Below are 26,192 nucleotides of genomic sequence, written 5' to 3'. Positions count from 1 at the left end.
GCTTGCCCCCGATAGCAGTGGGTCAGTCAACTCATGTGTCGCTGACCCACCGCAATCGGGGGCAAGCCCCCTCCCACATTTTAATCGAGTGGAACATAGCTATCTGGCAGGCAACAATTTCAAGGTGCCACGGGTATTGGCCGTGATTTCCTCTTCATTGAAATGCGCCTGCTCGTAGCCGCCTTCGATATAGGTTTGCGCCTGATCACTGTAGTGAGCATCAAAGGGCACACCGCTTTGCCCCACCGGGTTGATGGTCAAGGCATGGGCCGCGTCGGCGAAGTCGATCAGGCGGCGGGTCGAGGGGCCGTAGGTCACCGGCCAGGGCGCCGGGCCGATCATGGCGGTCTGGTTGTTCGGCACTTCGTGACTGCCCGGCGCTGCGAAGGGCCCCACGTTGAATAGCCTGTCCAGCGGCTTCTGCATGCCCAGCGGGTGGCCGTGGGTCAGGGTGTGCGCCTTGCCCCACTGCCACTGGGACGAATCATCGCCGAAGGTGGCTTTCAGGTGCGCCAGGCTGTTATCCCAGGCCAGCTTGACGGTGCCGGCTCGCGTGCCGTTCCACCAGGGCGAATCCGGCGTGGCGGCCAGGCGTGGCAGGGCGGCGTCGACCACGCGGGTGCCGAGCAGGGTCTTGAACATAGCGTCGCCCAGTTTCGGGTGGAAGGTGGCGTCAGCGAGGTTGAACAGCAATTGGTTGAACAGGGTGGAGCTGGTGGAATCCAGCGGGTAGTCGCCTTTCCAGCTTGCCAGTTGCTCCACCAGCTTTACCTGCGCCGGGTCTGTGACCACCTCACGCAGCACCGGCAACAGCGGCGCCAGCAGGCGCGGCCCAAAGGCAGTGGTGGTGCCCAGTTGCAGGGCCTGGCTGTTGTTGACGTCCCACTTCACGCTGCTGTCGCTCAACTGCGCATTCAGCTGCTGGCCACGGTCGGCCAGGTTGTAATAACCGGGGATCTCCATGCCGGTGGGTGACGCCGGCTGGGCATTGGCGGAGACCACATAGCCGCGCGCCGGGTTTTCTTCCTGGGGGTTGGCGCTGAAAGGGTAGAAGCCCAGCTTGTCGGCCTGGGCGGTACTGCCGTCGAGAATGAACGCCGGGTTGACGCCGGCCGGGCGTATCGGCAACTGCGCCGCCGCCCACCAGCCGATATCGCCCTTGGCATTGGCCCACACGATATTCAGCCCAGGCGCCGAGACGCTGGCCGCCGCCGCGCGTGCCTTGGTCAGGGAGTCGGCACGGTTGAGCTGGTAGAAACCCTCGAGGATCGGGTTTTCGCTGTCGAGGAACGCCCACCACATGGCGATCGGCGTGGTGCCGGCGTTTTCACCGAGCACGTCATTGACGATCGGGCCGTGGGGCGAGCGGCGCAGGGTCAGCGTGACCGGGGCCTGGCCCTTGACGTGGATCTGCTGTTCGCTGCTGCTCATGTCGACCCACTGGCCGTGATACCAGACCTGGTTGGGGTTGGCCGGGTTGACCTTTTCGGCGATCAGGTCGAGGTCGTCGTTCTGGAACATGGTCAGGCTCCAGCCGAAGTCCAGGTTGTGCCCGAGGAAGGCCACCGGCACCAGCGCGTTGTGGTAGCCATATAACTCAAAGCCGGGCGCCGACAGCTGCGCCTCGTACCACACCGACGGCACCGAGAAGCGGATATGGGGGTCACCCGCCAGCAATGGTTTGCCACTCTGGGTGCGACTGCCGCTGATGGCCCAGGCATTGCTGCCTTCAAATTGCGGCAAGCCGTTGTCAGCCAGGGCCTGCTCGCTCAGGCTGGCGAGGGCGCCAAGGGTCTTCCAGTCGCTGGCCGCCAGGTTAAGGGCGCCTTTGGCTTGCCAATTGAGGTCGAAGACCTTGAGGTAGTCGCTGCCCAGTTGGTCGCGTACGTAAGTCAGCAGCGGTTCGGTACGAAAGGCCGCAGCAAAGCTGTAGGCCATATACCCGGCGACACTGATGGAGTCCTCGGCGGTGAACGGGCGCTTGGGGATGCCCAGCACGTCGAACTCCATCGGGCTGGCGTGGCTGGCCTGATATTGGTTGATCCCGTCCAGGTAGGCTTGCAGGGCCTTCCAGGCGGCCGACTCGGTGTTCATGTGCTCGACGTAGCTTGAGGCGCGCTCGCGAATCCGCAGGCTGCGAAACAGTTTATCGGTCTCCAGCAGCTTGGGCCCGAGCACCTCGGCCAGCTCGCCACGGGCCAGGCGGCGCATGATTTCCATCTGGAACAGCCGGTCCTGGGCATGCACATAGCCCAGGGCGCGGTACAGGTCGGCGTCGTTGCCGGCGCGGATATGCGGCACGCCACGGTCGTCGTAGCGCACCGTGACCGAGCCTTGCAGGTGCGCCAGCGTGACCGTGCCCTGGCGGGCGGGTTGCTTGCTGTAGACGTACCAGCCGGCGCCGAGGGCGACCAGCACAACCAGCACAACCAGCACCACGAGAGCCTGCAAGACACGCTTCATCGACTTTCCTTAACCCTGAATGGACCAACTACGGTTCCTTAGGCCACGAACAATAGCAGCCCACCGCCAGGGTGTGCGTGGCATTCACTTCGCGCCCGGCTTCGAGGGCCTTGAGGATCGGCTCGATAAAACTGTTGCCGGAATTGCACGTCAGCCCTTCGCTGTACGGTCCGAAATACGCCAGCTTGCCCGTACGGTCCCAGATGCCCACGGCCGGGCTGGCCGGCACCTGATCGGCGCCGGGCAGGGCGTCGAGGGTTTTCATCAGGCGCAGGGTGTCCGGCAGGGCGCCGTGGCTGCCGGCCTTTTGCAAGGCATAGAACTCGACACCTTGCGGCGCGTATTGCTCGATCAGCTCACTCAGGTGTTGCTGGTTACCGACATTGCACGGGCAGGCTGGGTCCCAGAAGTGCACCAGGCGAATCGGCCCAGGCCCGCGCAGTGCGGCGGGCAGTTGCAGCGTATCGCCGGAGAACACCGCCGTGTGTTCGCTGAAGGCGCGCAGGTAACGGCCCTGGAACCAGTCATACGCGGCCCACAGCACGGCGGCGCAGAGAATCAGCATCAGGCTGGCGAACAAGGCAGTGCGGTAGGGCTGTCGCATTCAGAGGTATCCTCGCGGGTCGCGTAGCTTGCCATGCTTGTCCTGACAGATGAATATCGCAGCTCGATATTCATCTTCACCGTCAGTCTGGAACCCTTTATGCCCGTTAACTTTGACCCTGATCATCTGCGCGAAAGCTTGCGGCCCCTGGTGGATGCGCAGCCTTTGTCAGCTGAGGCGCGGGTCTATCAACGTTTCTATGGACTCGACCTGGGCGCACGCAAGGTGCCGGCCGTGAGCCGTCTGGGGCGCTTGGAGGTGGGCGGGTTCGAGGTGGTGGCGCAGGTATGGTGGCCGCCTGCGCCCGTGGCGACAATGTTCATGTTCCACGGCTTCTACGACCATATGGGGCTGTACCGCCACGTAGTGGACTGGGCGTTGGACCAAGGCTTCGTAGTGATCGCCTGCGACCTGCCGGGCCATGGCTTGTCCAGCGGCGTGCGCGCCAGCATCGATGAGTTTGCGGTGTACCAGGACGTGGTCCAGGCGTTGTTCGCCGAGGCCCAGTCGCTGCAGTTGCCGCAACCCTGGCACCTGTTCGGGCAAAGCACCGGCGGCGCCATCGTGGTGGATCACCTGCTCAACCACGGCGCCGAAAGCCCGGCCCAAGGCAAGACCTTTCTGCTGTCGCCGCTGGTACGTCCGCGTGCCTGGGGCTGGTCGCAGGTCAGCTATTACCTGCTGCGCCCGTTCGTCAAAGGCATCGCGCGACGATTCAGCGATAACTCCAACGACCCGGCCTTCAAGCCCTTTCTCGAAGCCGACCCGTTGCAGCCGCGCCAACTGCCGACCGCCTGGGTAGGCGCCCTGGCGCGCTGGATCAAACGCATCGAAGCCGCGCCGCGCAGCCCACGGCGGCCGGTGATCGTGCAGGGTGAAGAGGATATGACGGTGGATTGGCAGCACAATTTGCAGGTGCTGCGCAGCAAGTTCGACCAGCCCGAGGTGTTGATGCTCAAGCGCGGCAGGCATCACCTGGCGAACGAAATTCCGGAGATTCGTGAAGAGTATTTCCGGTATCTGACAGACCAACTGAAGTAATGCATTCCAAATGTGGGAGGGGGCTTGCCCCCGATTGCGGTGGGTCAGCTACACATAAGTTGACTGACACACCGCAATCGGGAGCAAGCCCCCTCCCACATTTTTTTCTACTGCGTAAGACTGGAGGTGCTTTGGCCGACCGCAAGGCCTGCGCGGATGGCGGCGAGCGCTGCCTGGTAATACGCCTTGCCTTCCGGCGATTCGGCAAACGTAGCGAATTCTTCCAACTCCGGGTCAGACAAATCCCGATAGACATACAACAGCGTGTTATTCAGATCCTTGTCGATCTGCTGCATCAGCCGCTCACGCTGCCCATTCAACATGCCCTGAGCCTGACCGCCGCCCAACAGGCCGGGGATCATCTGGCTCAAGCTGTCCGCCGCCACGCCGGCAATCGCCAGGCTGACTTCGGCGCCCGCTTCCCGCGCGGGCAGGGCCTGGGCCAGGTGGCCGATGATCAGGCTGCGGGTGGCGTCGGCTTGGATTTTCGGCAGGCCCTGGGCGTTTTTCGCCAATTGGTCGCGACGTGTGGCGAGCAGTTCGGCGGCGACAATCTTGCGGCCCAGGGGCGACTGGAAAAAAGCCAGCGCCGGTTTCGGGTCCGCCAGGTGCTTGCGCAACTGGGCCTCGGCGCGCTGGTCCATGGCCTGGGCCGCGAAGCGTTTGTTGCTGTTGTCCACCAGCGCCTGGTACACCGCCGGCGGCAGGCTGTTGCGGTAGCGCTGTTGGGCGGCACTGAGGGCATCATTGAAATGCGCACGTTGTTCGGCCCAGCCGGCAACCTTGTACAACTGGTCATGGCCGTCTGCCCAGGCGGGCAAAACGCAGAACATCAGCAAGGAAAGAAACAAACGACGCATAAGGACTCCTGTCAGTCGGCCACTATTGTCCGTGTCGGGCGTAGGATTTGTCGAGAAGTCCTATCAGTCACCTGACTAAAGTGTATTCGAGCGCTCGACGGCGCTGTCGGATTTACAGGCGTATGGATACTATGCGCGCCATGCAAATGCCCCTTGATCACCCACTGCTGCAACGCATTGTCGACGACCTGGCCGAACAAGGCTGGTCGCAGCAGAATGCCTTTCTGCCCCAGGCTCTGACCCTGGAGCTGGCGGCTGAGTGCCGTAAACGTGCGGCTGAAGGTGAGCTGGCGCCGGCGGCGGTGGGGCGCGGGCCCGCCCAGGAAATTCGCGAAGGGATTCGCGGCGACCACATCCAATGGCTGGAAGAGGGCGATGCCGCCGTCTGCGATACCTACATGGCGATAATGGACAGCCTGCGCCTGGCCATGAACCGTGGCCTGTTCCTTGGCCTGGAAGACTTCGAAAGCCACTTCGCGATGTACCCGCCCGGGGCGTTCTACCTCAAGCATGTGGATCGTTTTCGCGACGATGACCGGCGCATGGTCTCGGCCGTGATCTATTTGAACGACGCCTGGCTGCCCGAACACGGCGGGCAGTTGCGCATGTACCTCAAGGGTGGCATCGAACACGACGTGGTGCCTACCGGCGGCAGCCTGGTGGTGTTCCTCTCCGGCGAAGTGCCCCACGAGGTCCTGCCTGCCACGCGTGAACGCCTGTCCCTAACCGGCTGGTTCCGTCGGCGCGGTAACGAGCCCTTCTGACCCATATCTAAAGTCTTGCCTGGAGCAAAATGTGGGAGGGGGCTTGCTCCCGATGGCGGTGGGTCAGTCAGTTGATCTCTGGCTGACACTCCGCCATCGGGAGCAAGCCCCCTCCCACATTGGTTATCGCGCATTCCCGTCGAGCCACTTCTCTTCCAGCGCCTTTAACCGACCATCATCCTTCACCCGCTTCAACGCATTGTCCAGGCTGCTCTTGAACGCCGGATTGCCTTTCTGGAACGGGATCACCAGCTCCGGCGTCTGGTGATACGCCGCGCTGAAATCGAACTGATCCTCAAGCTCGGCAGTCATAGCGATATGGTTAAGCGCCACGTCATATTTGCCGGTCGCCACGCCAGGCAGCAGGTCGGCATCATCGGTGGTGATAAACGAGGAGCGCACATCCATCTCCTTTGCCAGCAGTTCACCCAGCTCGACCTCAAAGCCGGTGAGCTTCTCGCCCTCCTTGAAATTGTAAGGCGGGGTGTTGGCTTCAAGGGCGATGCGCAGCTCACCGCGATCGTTGACATCATCGATCAGCTCGGCGTGAGCCGGGGCGCTTAGAAGGGGAAGCAGCAGTAACAGGCCAGGCGAAAAGCGCATGGTCACTCCTAAAGAATTCGTACGGGCGAGACGCCGTTCAGCATCGCTTTGCTATGGTGTCGAGTGCCTTGGACAGCAATTTGTCGCGAAGTTGTCATAACCCTACAGATTTCACGAAAAACTGGAGAAGCGAATGAAAGCCCTTTTGTCCCGTGCAACCCTGGCCTCTTTGATGCTGGGTGCTTCGATGTTGGCCACTGCCGCCGACGGCATCCCGCGCAGCGCGCCGCCTGAAGGCGCGAAAGTATTCATCGTCTCGCCCAAAGACGGCGCCACCGTCGATAAGACTTTCACCGTGAAGTTCGGCATGGAAGGCCTGAAACTGGCGCCGGCTACCGACCAGACCGCAGGCACCGGCCACCACCACTTGCTGATCGACCAGAAAGAATTGCCCGATGCGAAACTGCCGATTCCGGCCACCGACACCATGATCCATTACGGCAAGGCTCAGACCGAAACCGAACTGACCCTGACGCCCGGCAAGCACACCTTGCAACTGGTGGCCGGCGACAAACTGCACATGCAGTTCAACCCGACGGTCGCCTCGAAAGTCATCACGGTTAACGTCAAGTAAGCGCTGTTCAGGCAAAAAAAATGGGAGGCCCCTGCGGGCCTCCCATTTTTTTGCGGCGTTTAAAGCGTTAGAACAACACACGGCTACGGATAGTACCGTTGATGTGCTGCAGCTTCTCTTGCGCCAGGTCCGAATACTCGGCGTCGACGTCGATCACCACGTAGCCGACCTTCTCGTTGGTCTGCAGGAACTGACCGGAGATGTTGATGCCGTTTTCCGCGAAGACTTTGTTGATCTCCATCATCACGCCCGGAATGTTCTGGTGGATGTGCAGCAGACGGTGCTTGCCAGGGTGAGCCGGCAGGGCCACTTCCGGGAAGTTCACGGACGATACCGAGGTACCGTTGTCGCTGTACTTGACCAGTTTTTCCGAGACTTCCAGGCCGATGTTGGCTTGGGCTTCAGCGGTGGAACCGCCGATGTGCGGGGTCAGGATCACGTTGTCCAGGCCGCGCAGCGGGCTTTCGAAGATATCGTCGTTGGAGCGTGGCTCTACCGGGAACACGTCGATGGCGGCGCCGATCAGGTGCTTGTCCTTGATCGCCTCGGCCAGGGCGTCCAGCTCGACCACCGTGCCGCGTGCGGCGTTGATCAGGATTCCGCCTTTCTTGATGGCGCGGATCTCCTTCTCGCCGATCATCCACTGGGTCTCGGCGGTTTCCGGAACGTGCAGGGTGACGATGTCGGACATGCCCAGCAGCTCGGTCAGGCTCGAGACCTGGGTGGCGTTGCCCAAGGGCAGCTTGGTCAGGGTGTCATAGAAGAACACCTGCATCCCCAAGCCTTCAGCCAATACCGACAACTGAGTGCCGATCGAACCGTAACCGACGATACCCAGCTTTTTGCCGCGGATTTCGAAGGAGTTGGCCGCGCTCTTGATCCAGCCGCCACGGTGGCAGGAAGCGTTCTTCTCGGGGATACCGCGCAACAGCAGGATGGCCTCGGCCAGCACCAGCTCCGCTACGGAACGGGTGTTGGAGTACGGTGCGTTGAACACCGCGATGCCGCGTTCGCGCGCTGCGTTGAGGTCGACCTGGTTGGTGCCGATACAGAAGCAGCCGACCGCCACGAGTTTCTTGGCGTGGTCGAAGATTTCTTCGGTCAACTGAGTGCGGGAGCGAATGCCGATAAAGTGCGCGTCGGCGATCTTTTCCTTGAGCTGGGCTTCCGGCAGAGAACTGGTGATGTACTCAATGCTGGTGTACCCGGCGGCTTTCAGAACGTCGACAGCCGATGGGTGGACGCCTTCCAGAAGAAGGAACTTGATCTTGCTCTTATCGAGAGAAGTCTTGCTCATCTGCGTAAACCTGTATCCCGGAGAAAAATGGCAGGGAATCGAGCAGCCGGATGTGCCCTGATTCACCAATACTGTTCCTGTTTGACGGCGTCTGTTGCCGTCATGCTGCGTTGCCGCTCCTCCCCATAGCCAGCTATGAGTCGTCGCGGCGCCTTGCCTGACGACAACAGCCACTCGTCATACAGAAACGTATTGGCGAATCAGGGCACAGAGCTGACCCGGACGGCAGGAAAGCCGTCACCGCAGAAACGCCCTTGGGCTCTGTCCTGCGGGGGCGGTATGCTAGCATACGCGCCCCGCTAAACACCTATTCCTGCGACGTGAAGCGTTCTCAGGATGACCATGAATTGTTCGAGAGTTCTGTCGATGACCCATCCTGCCCTGATTGATGAGCTGAAGACCCTGGTTGAGCCCGGCAAAGTGCTGACCGACGCCGACTCCCTGGAGGCTTACGGCAAGGATTGGACCAAGCATTTCGCACCCGCGCCGTGCGCCATCGTCTTTCCCAAGACCACCGAGCAGGTGCAGGCCATCGTCCGTTGGGCCAATACCCACAAGGTGGCGCTGGTGCCATCCGGTGGGCGCACTGGCCTGTCGGCGGCGGCGGTGGCGGCCAATGGCGAAGTGGTGGTGTCATTCGACTATATGAACCAGATTCTCGACGTGAACCTTACCGACCGCACCGCGGTGTGCCAGCCGGGTGTGGTCACCAAGCAATTGCAGAACGTTGCCGAAGAACATGGGTTGTACTACCCGGTGGATTTCGCATCGTCCGGTTCCAGCCAGATTGGCGGCAATATCGGCACCAATGCCGGCGGGATCAAGGTGATTCGCTACGGCATGACCCGTAACTGGGTGGCCGGGATGAAAGTCGTCACCGGCAAAGGCGATGTGCTGGAACTGAACCGTGACTTGATCAAGAACGCCACCGGCTACGACATGCGCCAGCTGTTCATCGGCGCCGAAGGGACCCTGGGTTTTGTGGTGGAAGCCACCATGCGCCTGGACCGTGCGCCGAAAAACCTGACCGCCATGGTGCTCGGCACCACCGACTTCGACTCGATCATGCCGGTGCTGCACGCCTTCCAGAGCAAGCTGGACCTGACCGCTTTCGAATTTTTCTCCGACAAGGCCCTGGCCAAAGTCCTCGGGCGTGGCGACGTGCCAGCGCCGTTCGAAACCGATTGCCCGTTCTACGCGCTGCTGGAATTCGAAGCCACCACCGAGGAAGTCGCCAATCACGCCCTGGAAACCTTTGAACATTGCGTCGAGCAAGGCTGGGTGCTGGACGGCGTGATGAGCCAGAGCGAGACCCAGCTGCATAATCTGTGGAAGCTGCGCGAATATATCTCCGAGACGATTTCCCACTGGACGCCGTACAAAAACGATATTTCGGTCACCGTTTCCAAAGTGCCGGCTTTCCTGAAAGAAATTGACGCTATCGTCGGCGAGCACTACCCGGATTTCGAAATCGTCTGGTTCGGCCACATTGGCGACGGTAACCTGCACCTGAACATCCTCAAGCCGGAAACCCTGAGCAAGGACGAGTTCTTCGCCAAGTGCGCCACCGTGAACAAATGGGTGTTCGAGACCGTCGCCAAATACAACGGCTCGATCTCCGCCGAACACGGCGTGGGCATGACCAAGCGCGATTACCTGACTTACAGCCGCTCACCGGTTGAAATCGAATACATGAAGGCCGTGAAAGCGGTGTTCGACCCGAACGGGATCATGAACCCAGGCAAGATCTTCGCTGTTTAAGGACGCTTTTTAAGGAGTCGTTCCATGAGCTACCAGCACAAGTATATCGACGGCACCAACATCCACTTTCCGGTAGGCAAAGTGGTGTGTATCGGACGTAACTACGCCGAACACGCCAAGGAACTGGACAACCCGGTGCCGACCGAGCCATTGCTGTTCATCAAGCCGGGCAGTTGCGTGGTGCCGCTGGAAGGCGGTTTCACTATTCCTACCGAGCGCGGTTCGGTGCATTACGAAGCGGAAATCGCCGTGTTGATCGGCAAGCCGTTGTCGAACAACCCAAGCCGCGAAGAAGTGCTGGACGCCATCTCCGGCTTCGCCCCGGCCCTGGACCTGACCCTGCGCGACAAACAGGCCGAGTTGAAGGCCAAGGGCCTGCCGTGGGAGATCGCCAAGTCGTTCGACGGCGCGGCGGTGATTGCGCCTTTTGTGGTCGGCAGCACGTTCGCAGACGTGACCGATATCGGCATTCGCCTGACCATCAACGGCGAAGTCCGCCAGAACGGCAACAGCGCGCAGATGCTCAACCCGATCGTGCCGATGATCCAGCACATGGCCGGCTGCTTCTCCCTGCAGGCGGGTGATGTAATCCTGACTGGCACCCCGGCTGGCGTAGGGCCGCTGAATGTCGGCGACAAGCTGGTGCTGGAGCTGTCGGGCGTCAACCGCTTCGAGAGCGTCGTGCGCTGAAAAAATGTGGGAGGGGGCTTGCCCCCGATAGCGGTGTGTCAGTGAGTACATTTGGCACTGACACACCGTAATCGGGAGCAAGCCCCCTCCCACATTGGTTTTGCATTTTTTTCACACGCCATCCGCATAATCCAGCTTCTTGCTCTATTCCCTACAGCTGACTTCCGGAAAAGCCCTCAATGGCCGTGCCTCTGCCCACCTCCAAACCTACGCTTCGCTCTCGCTTGACCATGCGCTGGTATTCCTGGGTGTTTCTGGCTGGCGCGATCCTGTATGGCATCGCCTGGGCCATGCACTGGGATGATCGCGGTGTGTTGTGGGTGCTGGAGGGTTTTGAAAGCCCGGCCGAACGCCGGGAAAGCGTGTGGCTGCCGGACTATCACGCGGTCATCGACGCCAAGTTGCTGCCCGGCATGGAGAAGGACGAGGCCTCGGACCTGTCCTACAACCCAAGCACCAAAACCCTGTTCTCCGTGATGGGGAAGAACCCGTTCCTGGTGGAGCTGAGCCTGCAAGGCGACGTGCTGCGCAAGATGCCCCTCAACGGCTGGAACAATCCGGAAGGCCTGACGGTGATGGAGAATGGCTTGATGGCCGTGGTCGATGAGCGCGAGCACAGCCTGACCATCGTCAAGGTAGACGCCGGCACCACGGCGTTGAACAAGGCAGATTTCCCCAGTTATGACCTGGGCCCGTCCAAGGACCAGAACAAAGCCTTTGAAGCGATCACTTGGGACCCGCGCAACCAGCAACTGGTGCTGGGCGAAGAGCGCCCGCCGGCACTGTTTACCTGGAAGAGCGACGGCAGCCAGACCCTGACAGGCGACAAGCAAAAACGGGCGAGTACCGAGCTGGATGTGCGCAACCTGTCCGCCCTGGCCGTCGACCCGCGTACCGGGCACTTGCTGGTGCTGTCGGCCGACTCCCACCTGCTGCTGGAGCTGGATGAAACCGGCGAGCAAGTCAGCTTCATGACCCTGCTGGGCGGTTTCAACGGCCTCAAGGACACCATCCCGCGTGCCGAAGGCGTAACCATGGACGAGAGCGGTACGCTGTATATCGTCAGCGAGCCAAACTTGTTCTATCGGTTTGAAAAACAGAAATAACCTACGTCTTACGTCGGACGCGTCCTAAAAAGCGGCATTCACCAGACAGCCCGTTGCGTTTAAGTTTAAATTCAGGCGATCTTGATATCTATTCGCCAGTTTTTCTCTGAGCCCGCCACGATGCGTCGATTTGCCCGCCCCAAACCTGCTCTTTTAATCCTGCTGTTGATTGCGCTGGTCGCTGCCGCGGTCGTTGCGCAGCAATTCCGTCTGTTCGAGCGTGCCTGGTTCAATTGGCAGGTGTGGCACCAGCCTGCGGATGAGCGTGGCATCGGTCTGGCCGATTACCGCGTCTCCCTGGAAGGCCAGGTGATCGAAGGGCTCGACGACGATGTGTCGGCCCTCACCTACGACCCGGTGCGCAAAAGCCTGTTTACCGTCACCAACAAAAACGCCGAGTTGGTCGAGCTGTCCCTGCAAGGCAAGATCCTGCGGCGTATTCCCCTGGTGGGGTTTGGCGATGCCGAGGCGGTGGAGTTCATCAGCGACAATATTTACGTGATCAGTGACGAGCGCCAACAGCGCCTGATCAAAGTGCATGTGGACGATGACACGCAATTTCTCGATGCCGCCGATGCGGAGCAAATGACCCTGGGCGTGCACATTGGCAGCAACAAGGGTTTCGAAGGCCTGGCCTATGACTCGGTGGGCAAGCGCCTGTTTGTCGCCAAGGAACGCGACCCGATGGTGATTTATGAGGTCCACGGCTTTCCCCATTTCAAAGCGGAAAAGACCTACTCGGTGCATGTGATCAACAACCCCAAGCGCGATGCCGGGTTGTTTGTGCGCGACCTGTCGAGCCTGCAATACGACGAGCGCAGCGGCCATTTACTGGCGCTTTCCGATGAGTCGTTCCTGGTGCTGGAACTGGATATCGATGGTCGCCCGTTAAGCAGTCTGTCACTGCTCAACGGGCGCCATGGCCTGAAAAAACGTGTGCCGCAGGCCGAAGGGATCGCCATGAATGACGAGGGCACGCTGTACCTCGTCAGTGAGCCGAACCTGTTCTATGTGTTCAAGAAGCCCTGATCAGAACATCCACTGCACACCCAGCGAGTAGCCGGTCTGGCTGCCTTCGGCATGGCCGAATCGACCGTTCACTTCGGCGTACATCCCCAGTTGTGGGGTAATCGCCAGTTGACTGCCGATCTGCGCGCGACCAAAACTTTTGTCGACTGACCCCAGTTTGGCGGTGCGGGCCTGGCCATCGGCGCGGGCGGTCAGTTGCAGGTCGTCGAGACGCCCATCGGCCAATTCCTTGACCCACGCGATGTTGCCGTAAGGCATCAGGCTCAAGCTGTAAGGCAGAGCGACAGCACCGCGCACGCGCCAGCCCAGGCTGGCTTCCAGGGAATCGAACGACTGTTCTTCGTAGTCCAGCGCGGTGCGCAGGTTCTGCTTCTCGTGGAACTGATCGATGCGGTAGTGGCTGTAATCGAGCCCGGCAAAGGGTCCGCTCTGGAGGGCACCGAAATCGAAGTCATAGCCGCCCAGCACCCGTGCGCCGAGGGACAGCGCGTCGGTCTTGCCGGTCAGGTGCTGGTTGAGCAGCACCGGCCCGCCGCTGGCCTGGATCAGCAGGTTGCGTTTGGAATCGAAGCGCGTGTGGCCGGCGCTCAGGTCACCGGCCAGCCAGCTCGGCCCGCCGTCGTTGAGCAGGGCGTAGACGGCGGCCTGCCAGGTGTCGCTATCGAGTTTGCCGCGGTGCTCCAGCGTGTCGTGGCCGTTGCGGTAGCTCAGGCTGGCACCGATATTCAGGGCGGCATTGAGCTGGTAATCGCCCAGCGCATGCACGCCCAATTGCCGGGCCTCTGGGTTGGGTGCGCGGTCGAAACCGCTGTCCGGGTTGTATTCGCCGTCCACGCCGACCTCGCCATCGAAGCTGCCCACTTCGCGACTGGCCGACTGCAAGGTCAGCCAGCGGCGGTCGTGCAAGCGCACGGCGGCCTGATGTTGACGCTGCAGGTTGTCCTGCATATTGCGTGCGACGGCGCCGCCCGAGGCGGTCGAGGCCATCAAGTCGGCATTGGTCAGTTCCAGCACCAGGCGGCTGAGCAGGCGCGAATAATCGCGCAGGCGCTGATCGATGCGCGCCTGGCCGAAGGCATCGGTGAGCACGGCTTTATTGTCTTCGTTCGGGTCGTGCCAGGTTGAGCCGCCGGGGATTTTCGGATTGTCGGTCTGGGTGTAGCCATCCAGGTCGCCCAGTTCCCAATTGGTCGCCTCGATATACAGGATCGGGATATTCAGCGGTTCGAACGGCTCGCCATCGCTGCAGCAGCCGGTGCCCTTGGGGTATTGCGGGTCCAGGCCGGGGTTGGTGAACAGGGGGATATTCAGCTCCCTGGCGATCTGGAAGGTGTGTTCGCGCAACGCTGCCAGGCTGGGGTTGGCCGCGCTGTTCTGGCCGGCGTGGGCATACATCATGTCGCCGGTGATCAGGCTGTCGAGGTTGATCATCGCGAGCATGTTGGCGCGTTGGCTTGCGCTCAGGGACTCAACGAAGGCCTTGGACCCTCGCAGGCCTTCTTCTTCCGCGCCGAAGCCCACCACCTGCAAGCCATTTTCCAGTTGCAGCCCGCCCAGGTTCTTCGCCACCTCGGTGAGCACGCTGGCGCCGGAGCCGTTGTCGTCCAGGCCTTGCAGGGCAGGGCGACCGAAGTAGGTATCGAAGTGCGCGCCGATCACCACGTACTGCGGTTTAGTGCCGGCGGCGTAGGCCACCACGTTTTGCGAGGCGCGACTGCCGTTGTTCCAGGTGAAGTCCTGGCGACTGATGCTGTAGGCCGTGCCCATCTGGCTCTGCATCCAATCGGCCGCCCCGGCGAAATTGGCCGTGCCGCGATAACGCCCGGGGTAGTCGTTGATCAGTTTTTCCAGGGTGGTGGTGGCGTGCTGGCCGTAATCATAGGCTTGAAGATGCGTCGACAGCAGAGTGCCGGCGACGCTGAGAGCGAGGGCGAGGGGCTTTATCACAGGGTCTTCCTTGAGGTGATGAGATGTTCAAGCGCAGACGCTTTGCACAATGCGCGCCTCATTCCATGGGCGGCGGCGAATTGGCGCATTGTTAAACGCGTGGGTCGCTTGGTTGTAATTTGTAACGGATTGGATACCAGACAGGGCGTGACAGAGCGCACGGTTTTGGAGAGGAGTGCTGCGAAAAGTAGCGTTTGTGTTACAGAAATCCAGACCGGTTCGCTATCAAATGTGGGAGGGGGCTTGCTCCCGATGGCGGTGTATCAGTACCAGATATTCTGACTGACACACTGCCATCGGGAGCAAGCCCCCTCCCACATTTGAACTGCGGTGTTCTTAAGCTTTGAGGGTTTTCACGCCTTCCGGGGTACCCAACAGCAGCACATCCGCCGGGCGTGCGGCGAACAGGCCGTTGGTCACCACGCCAACGATGGCGTTGATCTGCGTCTCCAGTTCCACCGGGTTGGTGATCTGCATGTTGAACACATCGAGGATGATGTTGCCGTTATCAGTCAACACGCCTTCACGGTACACCGGGTCGCCGCCCAGCTTCACCAGCTCGCGGGCCACGTGGCTGCGGGCCATCGGGATGACTTCCACCGGCAGCGGGAATGCACCGAGCACCGGCACCAGCTTGCTGGCGTCGGCAATGCAGATGAAGGTCTTGGCCACGGCCGCGACGATCTTCTCGCGGGTCAGGGCTGCGCCGCCGCCTTTGATCAGGTTCAGATGGGCATCGCTTTCGTCCGCGCCGTCGATGTAGAACTCCAGGTCGCTCACGGTGTTGAGCTCGTACACCGGAATGCCATGGCCTTTAAGGCGTGCGGCGGTCGCTTCGGAGCTGGCCACTGCGCCATCGAACGCACCTTTATGCTGGGCCAGCGCATCGATAAAGCAGTTGGCAGTGGAGCCGGTGCCGACACCGACGATGCTCTTGTCGTCGAGTTTGGGAAGGATTAAATCGACAGCGGCCTGGGCCACTGCCTGTTTGAGTTGATCCTGGGTCATGCGGGCTCCGGAACGGGCGGGGGAGTGATCGAGGGCGGCGAGTATACCCCAACAAACCTTGGGATTCGTGTGGTCTCCCGGCCAAAAGCCGGGTTAGACTCCCTGGCCATGCCCAACCCCTGAAGTAGATGCCTGCCGATGCTTGAACACTACGTCAAAAAGATCCTCACCTCGCGCGTTTACGACGTTGCCGTAGAAACACCCCTGCAGACTGCCCGCCAGCTTTCCGAGCGGCTGGGCAACCAGATTTGGCTCAAGCGCGAAGACTTGCAGCCGGTGTTCTCGTTCAAGATTCGCGGCGCCTACAACAAGCTGTGCCAGCTCAGCGCAGAGGAGCGCACACGCGGCGTGGTCACCGCCTCGGCGGGCAACCATGCCCAGGGCCTGGCCCTGGCGGCCAAGGTGCTGGGGGTCAAGGCAACGATCGTGATGCCCAAGACCACCCCGGAAATCAAGGTCGAAGGCGTGCGCTCGCGTGGCGGCAAGGTGGTGCTGCACGGTGATTCTTTCCCGGAAGCCCTGGCCTATTCGCTGAAGCTGGTCGATGAAAAAGGCTACGTTTACATTCACCCCTATGATGATCCGCACACCATTGCCGGGCAGGGCACCGTGGCGATGGAGATCCTGCGCCAGCACCCAGGGCCATTGGACGCGATCTTCGTGCCGGTGGGCGGCGGCGGGCTGATCGCCGGCATTGCGGCGTATGTGAAATACCTGCGCCCGGACATCAAGATCATCGGCGTCGAGCCGGACGACTCCAACTGCCTGCAAGCGGCGATGGCGGCGGGTGAGCGCGTGGTGCTGCCGACCGTCGGCCTCTTCGCCGATGGCGTGGCGGTGGCGCAGATCGGCCAGCACACCTTCGACATCTGCAAAGACTATGTGGATGAAGTGATCACCGTCAGCACCGATGAAATCTGTGCGGCAATCAAGGATATCTACGACGACACGCGCTCGATCACCGAGCCGGCAGGCGCATTGGGCGTGGCCGGGATCAAGAAGTATGTCGAGACCCGTGGCGTCAGCGGCCAGACCTTTGTTGCCATCGATTCCGGCGCCAACGTCAACTTCGACCGCCTGCGCCATGTGGCCGAACGCGCCGAGCTGGGTGAAGGCCGCGAAGCCATCATCGCCGTGACCATTCCCGAGAAACCGGGCAGCTTCAAGGCGTTCTGCGAGGCGGTTGGCAAGCGCCAGATCACCGAATTCAACTACCGCTATCACACCGGCAGCGAGGCGCACATCTTCGTCGGCGTGCAGACCCACCCGGAAAACGACCCGCGCAGCGCATTGATCGCCAGCCTCACCGACCAGGGTTTCCCGGTGCTGGACCTGACCGAAAACGAATTGGCCAAATTGCACATCCGCCATATGGTCGGCGGGCATGCGGCCAAAGTCAGTGACGAGCTGGTGTTTCGTTTTGAATTTCCGGAACGGCCGGGGGCGTTGTTCAACTTTCTTAACAAACTGGGCGGGCGCTGGAATATCTCGATGTTCCACTACCGCAACCACGGTGCGGCTGACGGCCGGGTGGTCGCCGGCCTGCAAGTACCGGCGGACGAGCGCCACCTGGTCCCGGCCGCCCTCGCCGAGATCGGCTACCCGTATTGGGATGAAAGCGAAAACCCGGCCTACCAGTTGTTCCTCGGTTGAGCGACTACGCTGACTGAGCGGCCTTCAAGGAATCGAGACTATGGAAACGCTGACCACCCTCAAGGTTATTCACATCGCCGCCACCGTATTGCTGCTGCTCAGCGGCCTGGGCCTGGCAGTACTGGCCTGGCGCAAGCGCAGCGCCGGGCCGGCGATGATCGTGCAACGCCCGTGGGCGTTCGTCTGGCTGCTGATGGGCATTTGTTTGGTGAGCATGCCGTTCACCGGCTGGTGGATGGTGCACCTGGTCGGCTGGCCGCTGGGGCAAACCTGGATCCTGGGTTCCAGCATTCTGTATACCGTGGCGGCGCTGGCCTGGTTCTGGCTGGTGGCGCGGCTTAATCGGCTGCGTAAAGGCGAGGGCGGTGGCCTGAATTTTACTTTGGTGTTGGCGGTGGTCAGTTTGGTGGGGTTTGTGGCGATTGCCGGGCTGAAGGGTGCCAAGCCGGTTTGAAAGGAGCTTCATGAACATTCTTCTGGTAGGCGCCACCGGGTTTGTCGGGCGCCACCTGTTGCTGGCTCTGCAGCAGGCGGGGCATCAAGTGGTCGCTACTTGTCGCGAGCCTCGAAGCCAGAATTGGCCGGGCGTGGAGTGGCGCCCGCTGGATCTGAACCTGCTGGCCGTCGACCCCGAAGGTTTCGACTTTCCCGAATCCGTTGATTTACTGATCAATGCAGCCGGTCTGCTGAGCGTGGATGCGGCCGAGCTGAGCCGGGTGCAGGACCGGGGCACTTGCGCGTTGTTCGATCTGGCGGCGCAGCGCGGCGTGCGAGTGCTGCAGGTTTCCGCCCTGGGCGCTTCAGCGCAGTCCGATGTGCCGTTTCTCGCCAGCAAAGGAGCGGCTGACGACTATCTGCTTGGCCTCGGGATTGAAGCGGTGGTATTGCGACCCTCATTGGTGGTGGGTGAGGGCGGCGCCAGCAGTGCCTGGCTCGCCGCGCTTTCGCCGTGGCCGCTGATCCCGTTGCTGGACCTCAAGGCCCATCTGCAACCGGTGCATATCGCTGACGTCGTCGGGGCCGTACTGGCATTGCTGCGTCGGTGGCCAGTTGAAGCGATGGTGTTGCCATTGGTAGGGCCTGAACCGATGCGGCTGGGCCAGGTCATTGATCACTTGCGCGCCGTACAAGGCTGGGCGCCGGGCCGATACGTCCAGGCGCCGCTGCTAGGGTTGAGCGGTCGGGTGGGCGACCGCCTGGGTTGGCGTGCGCTGAACAGACAAAGCATTACTCTGGCGCAACAGGACAACGTGGCCGACCCCGAGGTGCTGGCTTCGGTCTGCGGTTATTCGGCGGCGCCGCTGTCGTCGCGTTTGCAGGGCTGGCCGACAGCGGCCGTGAGCAGCCAGCTTACGATCCGTCCCTTGATGCTGGCGGTGCTGGTGCTGATCTGGCTGGGCACCGCAGCGGTGTGCCTGGGGCCGGGGTACGAGTGGGGCTTGCGCATCATGGCGCAGGCAGGCGTGCACGGTGTTTGGGCGATGCTGGCGGTGATCGGCGGGTCGCTGTGCGATGGTCTGTTGGGCATCGGGCTGCTGATCAGGCGCTGGCGGCGCCACACCCTGCTATTGCAACTGTTGTTGATGGCCGGATACACCGTAGTCATCAGCTTCGTTTTGCCCCACTACTGGTTCGACCCCTACGCCGCCGTCGCCAAGAACCTGGTGCTGATGGTGGCTACGTTATGGCTTTTTTGGACTGAACCTACTGTGAATGAGTGTCGCCGATGAGTGCTTACCTGCTGCTCAAAACCCTGCATATCCTTTCGTCCACCATCCTGTTCGGGCTGGGCGCGGGCTCGGCCTACTACGCGTTGCGCGCCTGGCGCAGCGGCAAAGTGGAAGTGATCGCCGTAACATTCAAACACCTGGTCTTTGCCGACTGGGCGTTTACCGCGACCACGGCAGTGTTCCAGCCATTGAGTGGGATCGGCTTGATGCATCTGGCGGGTTGGTCATTGCAGCAGAGTTGGTTGCAGTGGACGTTCGGTTTGTATGTGTTGGCGGGGATCTGCTGGCTGCCAGTGGTGTGGTTGCAGATTCGTGTGCACCAGATGGCGGAACAGGCGTTGCGCGAAGGTACGGCGATGCCACTCAAGGCCGCAACCTATATGCGCTGGTGGTTTGGCCTGGGTTGGCCTGCATTCCTGGCGTTCATGGCGATTTTCTACCTGATGGTGGCCAAGCCTATGTAAGGCTTGGGCCCGTGTCGCCTGCATCGGGGGCAAGCCCCCTCCCACATTTGAAATGCATTCCAAGTGTGGGAGGGGGCTTGCTCCCGATGGCTTTATCAGCCGCGCAGCGTAATCACCGGCCAGCCCCGCTTTTCAGCCTCGGCCCGCAAATTCGGGTCTGGATCCACCGCCACCGGATGAGTCACCTGCTCCAGCAGCGGCAAATCATTCATCGAGTCGCTATAGAAGTAGCTGTCTTCCAGGGTATACCCGGTCTCTTCCAGCCAACGGTTCAAGCGCGTCACCTTGCCTTCACGAAAGCAAGGCACATCGGTGCTGCGCCCGGTGTAGCGGCCATTTTCCATCTCGCACTCGGTGGCGATCAGGGTTTCAACCCCCAGCCGTGCGGCAATCGGCGCGGTGACGAAACGGTTGGTGGCGGTGATGATCACCAGCATGTCGCCGGCGGCGCGGTGCTTGGCCAGCAGTTCCACGGCCTTGGGCAGCATGATCGGCTCGATGCAGTCGCGCATGTAGTCGTTGTGCCATTCGTCCAACTGAGCCATCTCGGTGCGGCCGAGGATTTCCAGGCAGAAGTTCAGGTAAGCGGCGTTGTCCAGCTTGCCAGCCAGGTAGTCCTGATAGAACGCGTCGTTACGCGCCTTGTAAGCCACCGGGTCGAGAATCCTGCGTTCACACAGGTAATCACCCCAGGCGTGATCGCTGTCACCGCCCAGGAGCGTGTTGTCCAAGTCGAATAAAGCCAGGCGCATTGCGGTTACTCGCTGAAAAGTCTGTAAAAAGGCGTCCAGAATACGGTCTTTTCACAAGAGTGCACATAAGGTAAGAAGCCTCGTTGCCGCTGGATGAACCTTTGTGGAACAATGCGGCGACATGCGTTTGCGAGGTTGTTGCCGTGATCGACCCCGATGGTTTCCGTCCTAATGTCGGGATTATTCTTACGAATGATGCCGGACAGGTGCTATGGGCTCGCCGAATCAACCAAGATGCCTGGCAGTTTCCTCAAGGTGGGATCAACCCCGACGAAACCCCTGAAGACGCCTTGTACCGTGAGTTGAACGAAGAAGTCGGCCTTGAGCGCGAAGATGTGCAGATTCTGGCCTGCACCCGGGGCTGGTTGCGCTATCGTTTGCCGCAACGCCTGGTGCGTACCCACAGCCAACCGCTGTGTATCGGCCAGAAGCAGAAATGGTTTCTCCTGCGCCTGATCTCCAATGAGCAGCGGGTGCGGATGGATTTGACCGGTAAACCGGAGTTCGATGGCTGGCGCTGGGTCAGCTATTGGTATCCGCTGGGCCAGGTGGTGACATTCAAGCGCGAGGTTTATCGTCGCGCTCTCAAAGAGCTTGCCCCGCGCCTTTTAGCGCGCGACTGACGACGGAGTTCGACCCCGAGCCATGCTCAATACGCTGCGCAAGATCGTCCAGGAAGTTAACTCCGCCAAGGATCTCAAGGCGGCGTTGGGGATTATTGTGTTGCGCGTCAAGGAAGCCATGGGCAGCCAGGTCTGCTCGGTTTACCTGCTGGACCCCGAGACCAACCGTTTTGTGCTGATGGCCACCGAGGGCTTGAACAAGCGCTCCATCGGCAAAGTCAGCATGGCGCCCAATGAAGGTCTGGTGGGCCTGGTGGGGACGCGTGAAGAACCCCTGAACCTTGAAAACGCGGCCGATCACCCGCGTTATCGCTACTTTGCCGAAACCGGCGAAGAGCGCTACGCCTCGTTCCTCGGTGCGCCGATCATTCACCACCGCCGCGTCGTCGGCGTGCTGGTCATCCAACAGAAAGAACGTCGCCAGTTCGACGAAGGTGAAGAAGCCTTCCTGGTGACCATGAGCGCGCAGCTGGCCGGGGTTATCGCCCACGCCGAAGCCACGGGCTCGATTCGCGGCCTGGGTCGCCAGGGCAAGGGCATCCAGGAGGCCAAGTTCGTCGGCGTGCCGGGTTCGCCGGGGGCCGCCGTCGGTACGGCGGTGGTCATGCTGCCACCGGCCGACCTCGATGTGGTACCGGACAAGACCGTTCACGACATCGACGCTGAAATCAAACTGTTCAAGACCGCCCTGGAAGGCGTGCGCGCCGACATGCGCAACCTGTCGACCAAGCTGGCCACCCAGTTGCGCCCGGAAGAGCGGGCGCTGTTCGACGTGTACCAGATGATGCTCGACGACGCGTCCCTGGGTAATGAAGTCAAGACCGTGATCAAGACCGGCCAGTGGGCCCAGGGCGCGCTGCGTCAGGTGGTCACCGATCACGTCAACCGTTTCGAATTGATGGACGACGCCTACCTGCGCGAGCGTGCCTCGGATGTGCGCGACCTCGGTCGCCGTCTGCTGGCCTACCTGCAGGAAGACCGCACCACCAATCTGGTCTACCCCGACAACACCATCCTGATCAGCGAAGAACTGACCGCCACCATGCTCGGCGAAGTGCCTGAGGGCAAATTGGTCGGCCTGGTCTCGGTATTGGGCTCGGGTAACTCCCACGTTGCGATCCTGGCTCGCGCCATGGGCATTCCGACGGTGATGGGCCTGGTGGACCTGCCGTATTCCAAGGTGGATGGCATCGACATGATCGTCGATGGCCATCGCGGCGAAGTCTTTACCAACCCCAGCGAATTGCTGCGCAAGCAATACGCCGAAGTGGTCGAGGAAGAGAAACAACTGGCGCTGGGCCTCGACTCGTTGCGCGAATTGCCGTGCGTGACCCTCGACGGCCACCGCGTGCCGCTGCTGGTGAACACCGGCCTGCTGGCCGATGTGGCCCGGGCGCAACAGCGTGGCGCTGAAGGGGTGGGGCTGTACCGCACCGAAGTGCCGTTCATGATCAACCAGCGTTTCCCGAGTGAGAAGGAGCAGCTGGCGATTTATCGCGAGCAACTGCAGGCCTTCCACCCGTTGCCGGTGACCATGCGCAGCCTGGATATCGGCGGCGACAAGTCACTGTCGTATTTCCCGATCAAGGAAGACAACCCCTTCCTCGGCTGGCGCGGGATTCGCGTCACCCTCGACCACCCTGAAATTTTCCTGGTGCAGACCCGCGCCATGCTCAAGGCCAGCGAAGGCCTGAATAACCTGCGTATCCTGCTGCCGATGATCTCCGGCACCCACGAGCTGGAAGAAGCACTGCACCTGATCCACCGTGCCTGGGGCGAAGTGCGCGACGAAGGCGCCGACGTGCCGATGCCGCCGATTGGCGTGATGATCGAAATCCCGGCGGCGGTGTACCAGGCCAAGGAACTGGCGCGGCAGGTGGACTTCCTGTCGGTAGGCTCCAACGACCTGACCCAATACCTGCTCGCCGTAGACCGCAACAACCCGCGGGTAGCCGACCTGTACGACTACCTGCACCCGGCCGTGCTACAAGCGCTGCAGCATGTGGTGCGCGACGCCCATGCCGAAGGCAAGCCGGTGAGTATCTGCGGTGAAATGGCCGGCGACCCGGCGGCGGCGGTGCTGTTGATGGCGATGGGCTTTGACAGCCTGTCGATGAACGCCACCAACTTGCCCAAAGTGAAGTGGATGCTGCGCCAGGTTGAATTGAGCATGGCCAAGGATTTGCTGGCCGAGCTGATGACCATCGACAATCCGCAAGTTATCCACAGCTCGCTGCAATTGGCGCTGAAGAACCTGGGGTTGACGCGGATGATCAACCCGGCTTCTGCAAAAACGCTCTAGAGACATGCGCTGATCAAAAATGTGGGAGGGGGCTTGCCCCCGATTGCGGTGTATCAGTACCAGATACTCTGACTGACACACTGCTATCGGGGGCAAGCCCCCTCCCACATTTGATTTTCGTTGTGTTTAGAGATTGAGTTCAACCTCGCCCAAGCGGCCACCCTGCGGCCCGAAACTGCGCTCCACCATCCGCCGCGTGCCGTCAGCATTCACGATCAACGCTGTGCTCGCCCGCGTCCCGTAACTCGGGCTGGCGATAAACACACTCGACAGCAAACTCTCCGTCGCCAAGCCCACACCGGTATCCGGCAAGTCAGCAAACGGTGCGGTCTGCGGGTCGCTCAAAATTCCCAGCAACGCGTCCGGCTGTGGATCGTCGAGGATTTCAACGAGTGCCGCCTTGGCTTTGAGCAGCTTCGGCCAGGGCGTATCCAAACCGGCATTGGATAAACCGTACACGCCCGCCTCCAACCGCGTCGGCTCGGTCTCGTTGGCGTTGTAGTGCCAAAGCTCATCCCGCGTGCCCACTAAGAGATTAAACCCGGCGTATTCAATCGAACGACCGTTAACTTCCGCCAAATAATCGTCAATCGGCAGCGAACCACTGAGAAAGCGCGCCACCAGCTCACCACGGGACTTGCGTGACGGCGGCTGGTGCGGGTCGCGGATATTGGTGAGCGCAGCAAAACGCCCCTCGGCGTTCACCCCCAGCCAAGTGCCGCCCGCTTCCTGATCGCGGCCGGCGTAGACCTGTGGTGCATCCGGCCATTGAGCCAGCGGCAGGCTGGGCCGGGCGTAGAATTCATCACGGTTGGCCGCGACGATCAGCGGCTGGGCATGCCCCGGCCGCCAGGCAAAAACAATCAGGCACATCGGGCGATCCCTTGTGTGTTTTTTCCTCACTCTACCCACAGAACCGCAGGCGTTCCATCGTAACGAAGTTGGGCCGCGCACCTTCCATCCGTTAACATGCCGGGCTGTTTGGTGTGTATGTGAACTTCTTAATTTGATCTCGCAGCTGTAACGCAGGCTTAATCGCGCATCGGCATGGTCCGGTGCGTCATGACTAAATGTTTTAACGAGGAGTCGCAATGCTGCCTTACCCGCAGATCGACCCGGTGGCCCTGGCCATCGGTCCGCTGAAAATCCATTGGTATGGGTTGATGTACCTGATCGGCATCGGCGGTGCCTGGCTGCTGGCGTCCCGGCGCCTGAACCGTTTCGACCCGACCTGGACCAAGGAGAAACTCTCCGACATGGTGTTCTGGTTGTCGATGGGGGTCATTGTCGGTGGGCGACTCGGGTATGTGCTGTTCTACGATCTGTCGGCCTACATCGCCAACCCGACGCTGATCTTTGAGGTGTGGAAGGGCGGCATGGCGTTCCACGGCGGGTTTATCGGCGTGATGATCGCCGCGTGGTGGTTTGGCCGGCGCAACGGCAAGTCGTTTTTCCAGCTGATGGACTTCGTCGCGCCGCTGGTGCCGATTGGCCTGGGCGCTGGGCGTATCGGTAACTTCATCAATGCCGAGCTGTGGGGCAAACCGACCGATGTGCCGTGGGCCATGGTGTTCCCGCCGTTCAGCGACCCGGCGCAACTGCCGCGCCATCCGTCGCAGCTGTACCAGTTCGCCCTGGAAGGTGTGGCATTGTTCCTCATCCTGTACATCTTCTCGCGCAAGCCACGCCCAACCATGGCCGTGTCGGGAATGTTCGCGCTGTTCTACGGGATCTTCCGCTTCATCGTCGAGTTCGTGCGCGTACCGGATGCGCAGTTGGGCTACCTGGCGTGGGGTTGGTTGACCATGGGGCAGGTGCTCAGCATCCCGATGATCCTGGTCGGCCTGGGCCTGCTGTGGTGGGCTTACAACCGCCCACAAGGCATCAAGAGCACCGCGCTTTAAATTCGAACGCCGAGGCGTGCGCGCCTCGGCTTCAACGATACGGGTACCCACATGAAGCAATACCTCGAACTCCTGCACGACGTCGTGACCAATGGCCTGACCAAGGGCGATCGTACCGGCACCGGCACCAAGGCCGTGTTCGCCCGTCAGTATCGGCATAACCTGGCCGATGGCTTCCCGCTGCTGACCACCAAGAAGCTGCATTTCAAAAGCATCGCCAACGAACTGATCTGGATGTTGAGCGGCAACACCAACATCAAGTGGCTCAACGAAAACGGCGTGCGTATCTGGGATGAATGGGCCACCGAAGACGGCGACCTGGGCCCGGTGTACGGCGAGCAGTGGACCGCCTGGCCGACCAAGGACGGCGGCAAGATCAACCAGATCGACTACATGGTCGAGACGTTGAAGACCAACCCCAACAGCCGCCGCATCCTGTTCCACGGCTGGAACGTCGAATACCTGCCGGATGAAACCAAGAGCCCCCAGGAAAACGCGCGCAACGGCAAGCAGGCCTTGCCACCGTGCCACCTGCTGTACCAGGCGTTCGTGCACGACGGCCATCTGTCGATGCAGTTATACATCCGCAGCTCCGATGTATTCCTCGGCCTGCCCTATAACACCGCCGCCCTGGCGTTGTTGACCCACATGCTGGCCCAGCAGTGCGACCTGATCCCCCACGAGATCATCGTCACCACCGGCGACACCCACGCTTACAGCAACCACATGGAGCAGATCCAGACCCAGCTCGCGCGCACGCCGAAAAAGCTGCCGGAACTGGTGATCAAGCGTAAACCTGCGTCGATATACGACTACAAGTTCGAAGACTTTGAAATCGTCGGCTACGACGCCGACCCAAGCATCAAGGCTGACGTCGCGATCTAACAGGCTACGCCGGTCCAACCTGTGGGAGGGGGCTTGCTCCCGATAGCGGTGTAACAGTCAGAGCATTGATTACTGACAGACCGCCATCGGGAGCAAGCCCCCTCCCACAGGTTGATTGGGTTTCTCCCCAGG

24 protein-coding genes are annotated in these 26,192 nt (G+C 61.2%); 15 read left to right on the top strand and 9 right to left on the bottom strand.

Annotation, left to right across the window (positions count from 1 at the left end; translation table 11 throughout):
• Positions 1-99: 99 nt before the first annotated feature.
• Together C4J84_RS24775 and C4J84_RS24770 are read right to left on the bottom strand one after the other, a co-directional pair.
• Complete coding sequence (locus tag C4J84_RS24775) at positions 100-2,463, bottom strand: penicillin acylase family protein (RefSeq protein WP_124436239.1); 2,364 nt, start codon at positions 2,461-2,463, stop codon at positions 100-102.
• A 28-nt stretch (positions 2,464-2,491) separates the two neighbouring features.
• Positions 2,492-3,067, bottom strand: coding sequence for a DUF6436 domain-containing protein (locus tag C4J84_RS24770; protein WP_124436238.1), 576 nt, complete (start codon positions 3,065-3,067; stop codon positions 2,492-2,494).
• Positions 3,068-3,166: 99 nt separating this feature from the next.
• On the opposite strand from C4J84_RS24770, the gene C4J84_RS24765 reads away from it, so the two are divergent.
• The gene (locus C4J84_RS24765; protein WP_124436237.1) at positions 3,167-4,108 is read left to right on the top strand and encodes an alpha/beta hydrolase; all 942 of its coding nucleotides are present in this window, start codon (positions 3,167-3,169) and stop codon (positions 4,106-4,108) included.
• A gap of 107 nt (positions 4,109-4,215) precedes the next feature.
• On the opposite strand, the gene C4J84_RS24760 is transcribed toward C4J84_RS24765, so the two are convergent.
• Complete coding sequence (locus C4J84_RS24760; protein ID WP_124364861.1) at positions 4,216-4,968, bottom strand: DUF2059 domain-containing protein; 753 nt, start codon at positions 4,966-4,968, stop codon at positions 4,216-4,218.
• Between the two features lie 131 nt (positions 4,969-5,099).
• Here C4J84_RS24760 and C4J84_RS24755 point away from each other — a divergent pair, with 131 nt between their 5' ends.
• Positions 5,100-5,732: a 2OG-Fe(II) oxygenase gene (locus C4J84_RS24755; RefSeq protein WP_124405858.1), complete on the top strand. Its 633-nt coding sequence runs from the start codon at positions 5,100-5,102 to the stop codon at positions 5,730-5,732.
• 123 nt (positions 5,733-5,855) lie between these two features.
• Here the strand turns inward: C4J84_RS24755 and C4J84_RS24750 are convergent, their stop codons facing one another.
• A complete protein-coding gene (locus C4J84_RS24750; RefSeq protein WP_124430739.1) occupies positions 5,856-6,335 on the bottom strand; it encodes a transporter substrate-binding domain-containing protein in 480 nt (159 codons plus the stop codon).
• A gap of 133 nt (positions 6,336-6,468) precedes the next feature.
• Between C4J84_RS24750 and C4J84_RS24745 the strand changes: the two genes are divergently transcribed.
• Positions 6,469-6,909: a DUF4399 domain-containing protein gene (locus C4J84_RS24745; RefSeq protein WP_124436236.1), complete on the top strand. Its 441-nt coding sequence runs from the start codon at positions 6,469-6,471 to the stop codon at positions 6,907-6,909.
• A 67-nt stretch (positions 6,910-6,976) separates the two neighbouring features.
• On the opposite strand, the gene serA is transcribed toward C4J84_RS24745, so the two are convergent.
• A complete protein-coding gene (serA, locus tag C4J84_RS24740; protein ID WP_034116292.1) occupies positions 6,977-8,206 on the bottom strand; it encodes a phosphoglycerate dehydrogenase in 1,230 nt (409 codons plus the stop codon).
• A 366-nt stretch (positions 8,207-8,572) separates the two neighbouring features.
• Between serA and C4J84_RS24725 the strand changes: the two genes are divergently transcribed.
• The 4 genes from C4J84_RS24725 (at position 8,573) to C4J84_RS24710 (ending at position 12,792) form a co-directional block, all read left to right on the top strand.
• A complete protein-coding gene (locus tag C4J84_RS24725) occupies positions 8,573-9,967 on the top strand; it encodes an FAD-binding oxidoreductase (protein WP_124436235.1) in 1,395 nt (464 codons plus the stop codon).
• A gap of 24 nt (positions 9,968-9,991) precedes the next feature.
• Positions 9,992-10,657: a fumarylacetoacetate hydrolase family protein gene (locus C4J84_RS24720; RefSeq protein ID WP_124368736.1), complete on the top strand. Its 666-nt coding sequence runs from the start codon at positions 9,992-9,994 to the stop codon at positions 10,655-10,657.
• A 179-nt stretch (positions 10,658-10,836) separates the two neighbouring features.
• Positions 10,837-11,763, top strand: coding sequence for an SdiA-regulated domain-containing protein (locus C4J84_RS24715; protein WP_124430737.1), 927 nt, complete (start codon positions 10,837-10,839; stop codon positions 11,761-11,763).
• A 120-nt stretch (positions 11,764-11,883) separates the two neighbouring features.
• On the top strand, positions 11,884-12,792 hold the full coding sequence (locus C4J84_RS24710) for an SdiA-regulated domain-containing protein (RefSeq protein ID WP_124436234.1): 909 nt from the start codon (positions 11,884-11,886) through the stop codon (positions 12,790-12,792).
• Here C4J84_RS24710 and C4J84_RS24705 read toward each other — a convergent pair whose 3' ends face one another.
• Together C4J84_RS24705 and rpiA are read right to left on the bottom strand one after the other, a co-directional pair.
• On the bottom strand, positions 12,793-14,739 hold the full coding sequence (locus tag C4J84_RS24705) for an autotransporter domain-containing protein (protein ID WP_124436233.1): 1,947 nt from the start codon (positions 14,737-14,739) through the stop codon (positions 12,793-12,795).
• A 336-nt stretch (positions 14,740-15,075) separates the two neighbouring features.
• Positions 15,076-15,747, bottom strand: coding sequence for a ribose-5-phosphate isomerase RpiA (rpiA, locus tag C4J84_RS24700; protein ID WP_124372204.1), 672 nt, complete (start codon positions 15,745-15,747; stop codon positions 15,076-15,078).
• 138 nt (positions 15,748-15,885) lie between these two features.
• Here rpiA and ilvA point away from each other — a divergent pair, with 138 nt between their 5' ends.
• From ilvA to C4J84_RS24680, 4 genes are read left to right on the top strand one after another with little or no spacing between them, the layout of a single operon-like run.
• Positions 15,886-17,400, top strand: a complete 1,515-nt coding sequence (ilvA, locus tag C4J84_RS24695) for a threonine ammonia-lyase, biosynthetic (protein WP_124436232.1) — start codon at positions 15,886-15,888, stop codon at positions 17,398-17,400.
• A 40-nt stretch (positions 17,401-17,440) separates the two neighbouring features.
• Positions 17,441-17,854 (top strand): DUF2269 family protein, encoded by a 414-nt coding sequence (locus C4J84_RS24690; RefSeq protein ID WP_124436231.1) that lies wholly within the window; start codon positions 17,441-17,443, stop codon positions 17,852-17,854.
• Positions 17,855-17,864: 10 nt separating this feature from the next.
• Positions 17,865-19,130, top strand: coding sequence for an SDR family oxidoreductase (locus C4J84_RS24685; protein ID WP_124372201.1), 1,266 nt, complete (start codon positions 17,865-17,867; stop codon positions 19,128-19,130).
• On the top strand, positions 19,127-19,594 hold the full coding sequence (locus tag C4J84_RS24680; RefSeq protein ID WP_124372200.1) for a DUF2269 domain-containing protein: 468 nt from the start codon (positions 19,127-19,129) through the stop codon (positions 19,592-19,594). Before C4J84_RS24685 ends, C4J84_RS24680 begins: the two co-directional genes overlap by 4 nt.
• 95 nt (positions 19,595-19,689) lie before the next feature.
• On the opposite strand, the gene C4J84_RS24675 is transcribed toward C4J84_RS24680, so the two are convergent.
• Positions 19,690-20,346, bottom strand: coding sequence for an HAD family phosphatase (locus C4J84_RS24675; protein WP_124372199.1), 657 nt, complete (start codon positions 20,344-20,346; stop codon positions 19,690-19,692).
• A 143-nt stretch (positions 20,347-20,489) separates the two neighbouring features.
• On the opposite strand from C4J84_RS24675, the gene C4J84_RS24670 reads away from it, so the two are divergent.
• Both C4J84_RS24670 and ptsP read left to right on the top strand, forming a co-directional pair.
• A complete protein-coding gene (locus tag C4J84_RS24670) occupies positions 20,490-20,969 on the top strand; it encodes an RNA pyrophosphohydrolase (RefSeq protein ID WP_003176750.1) in 480 nt (159 codons plus the stop codon).
• A 22-nt stretch (positions 20,970-20,991) separates the two neighbouring features.
• On the top strand, positions 20,992-23,271 hold the full coding sequence (gene ptsP, locus C4J84_RS24665; RefSeq protein ID WP_124364847.1) for a phosphoenolpyruvate--protein phosphotransferase: 2,280 nt from the start codon (positions 20,992-20,994) through the stop codon (positions 23,269-23,271).
• A gap of 126 nt (positions 23,272-23,397) precedes the next feature.
• Here ptsP and C4J84_RS24660 read toward each other — a convergent pair whose 3' ends face one another.
• A complete protein-coding gene (locus tag C4J84_RS24660) occupies positions 23,398-24,144 on the bottom strand; it encodes an NRDE family protein (RefSeq protein WP_124372198.1) in 747 nt (248 codons plus the stop codon).
• Positions 24,145-24,362: 218 nt separating this feature from the next.
• Between C4J84_RS24660 and lgt the strand changes: the two genes are divergently transcribed.
• On the top strand, positions 24,363-25,175 hold the full coding sequence (gene lgt, locus C4J84_RS24655) for a prolipoprotein diacylglyceryl transferase (protein ID WP_122542012.1): 813 nt from the start codon (positions 24,363-24,365) through the stop codon (positions 25,173-25,175).
• A gap of 51 nt (positions 25,176-25,226) precedes the next feature.
• Positions 25,227-26,060, top strand: coding sequence for a thymidylate synthase (locus C4J84_RS24650; protein ID WP_124364845.1), 834 nt, complete (start codon positions 25,227-25,229; stop codon positions 26,058-26,060).
• The last annotated feature ends 132 nt before the right edge of the window (positions 26,061-26,192 follow it).

Source organism: Pseudomonas sp. R11-23-07 (genome assembly GCF_003852295.1).
Lineage (GTDB): Bacteria > Pseudomonadota > Gammaproteobacteria > Pseudomonadales > Pseudomonadaceae > Aquipseudomonas.
Note: the sequence above shows the minus strand (reverse complement) of the source record. Positions and strands in the feature narration are given on the sequence as shown.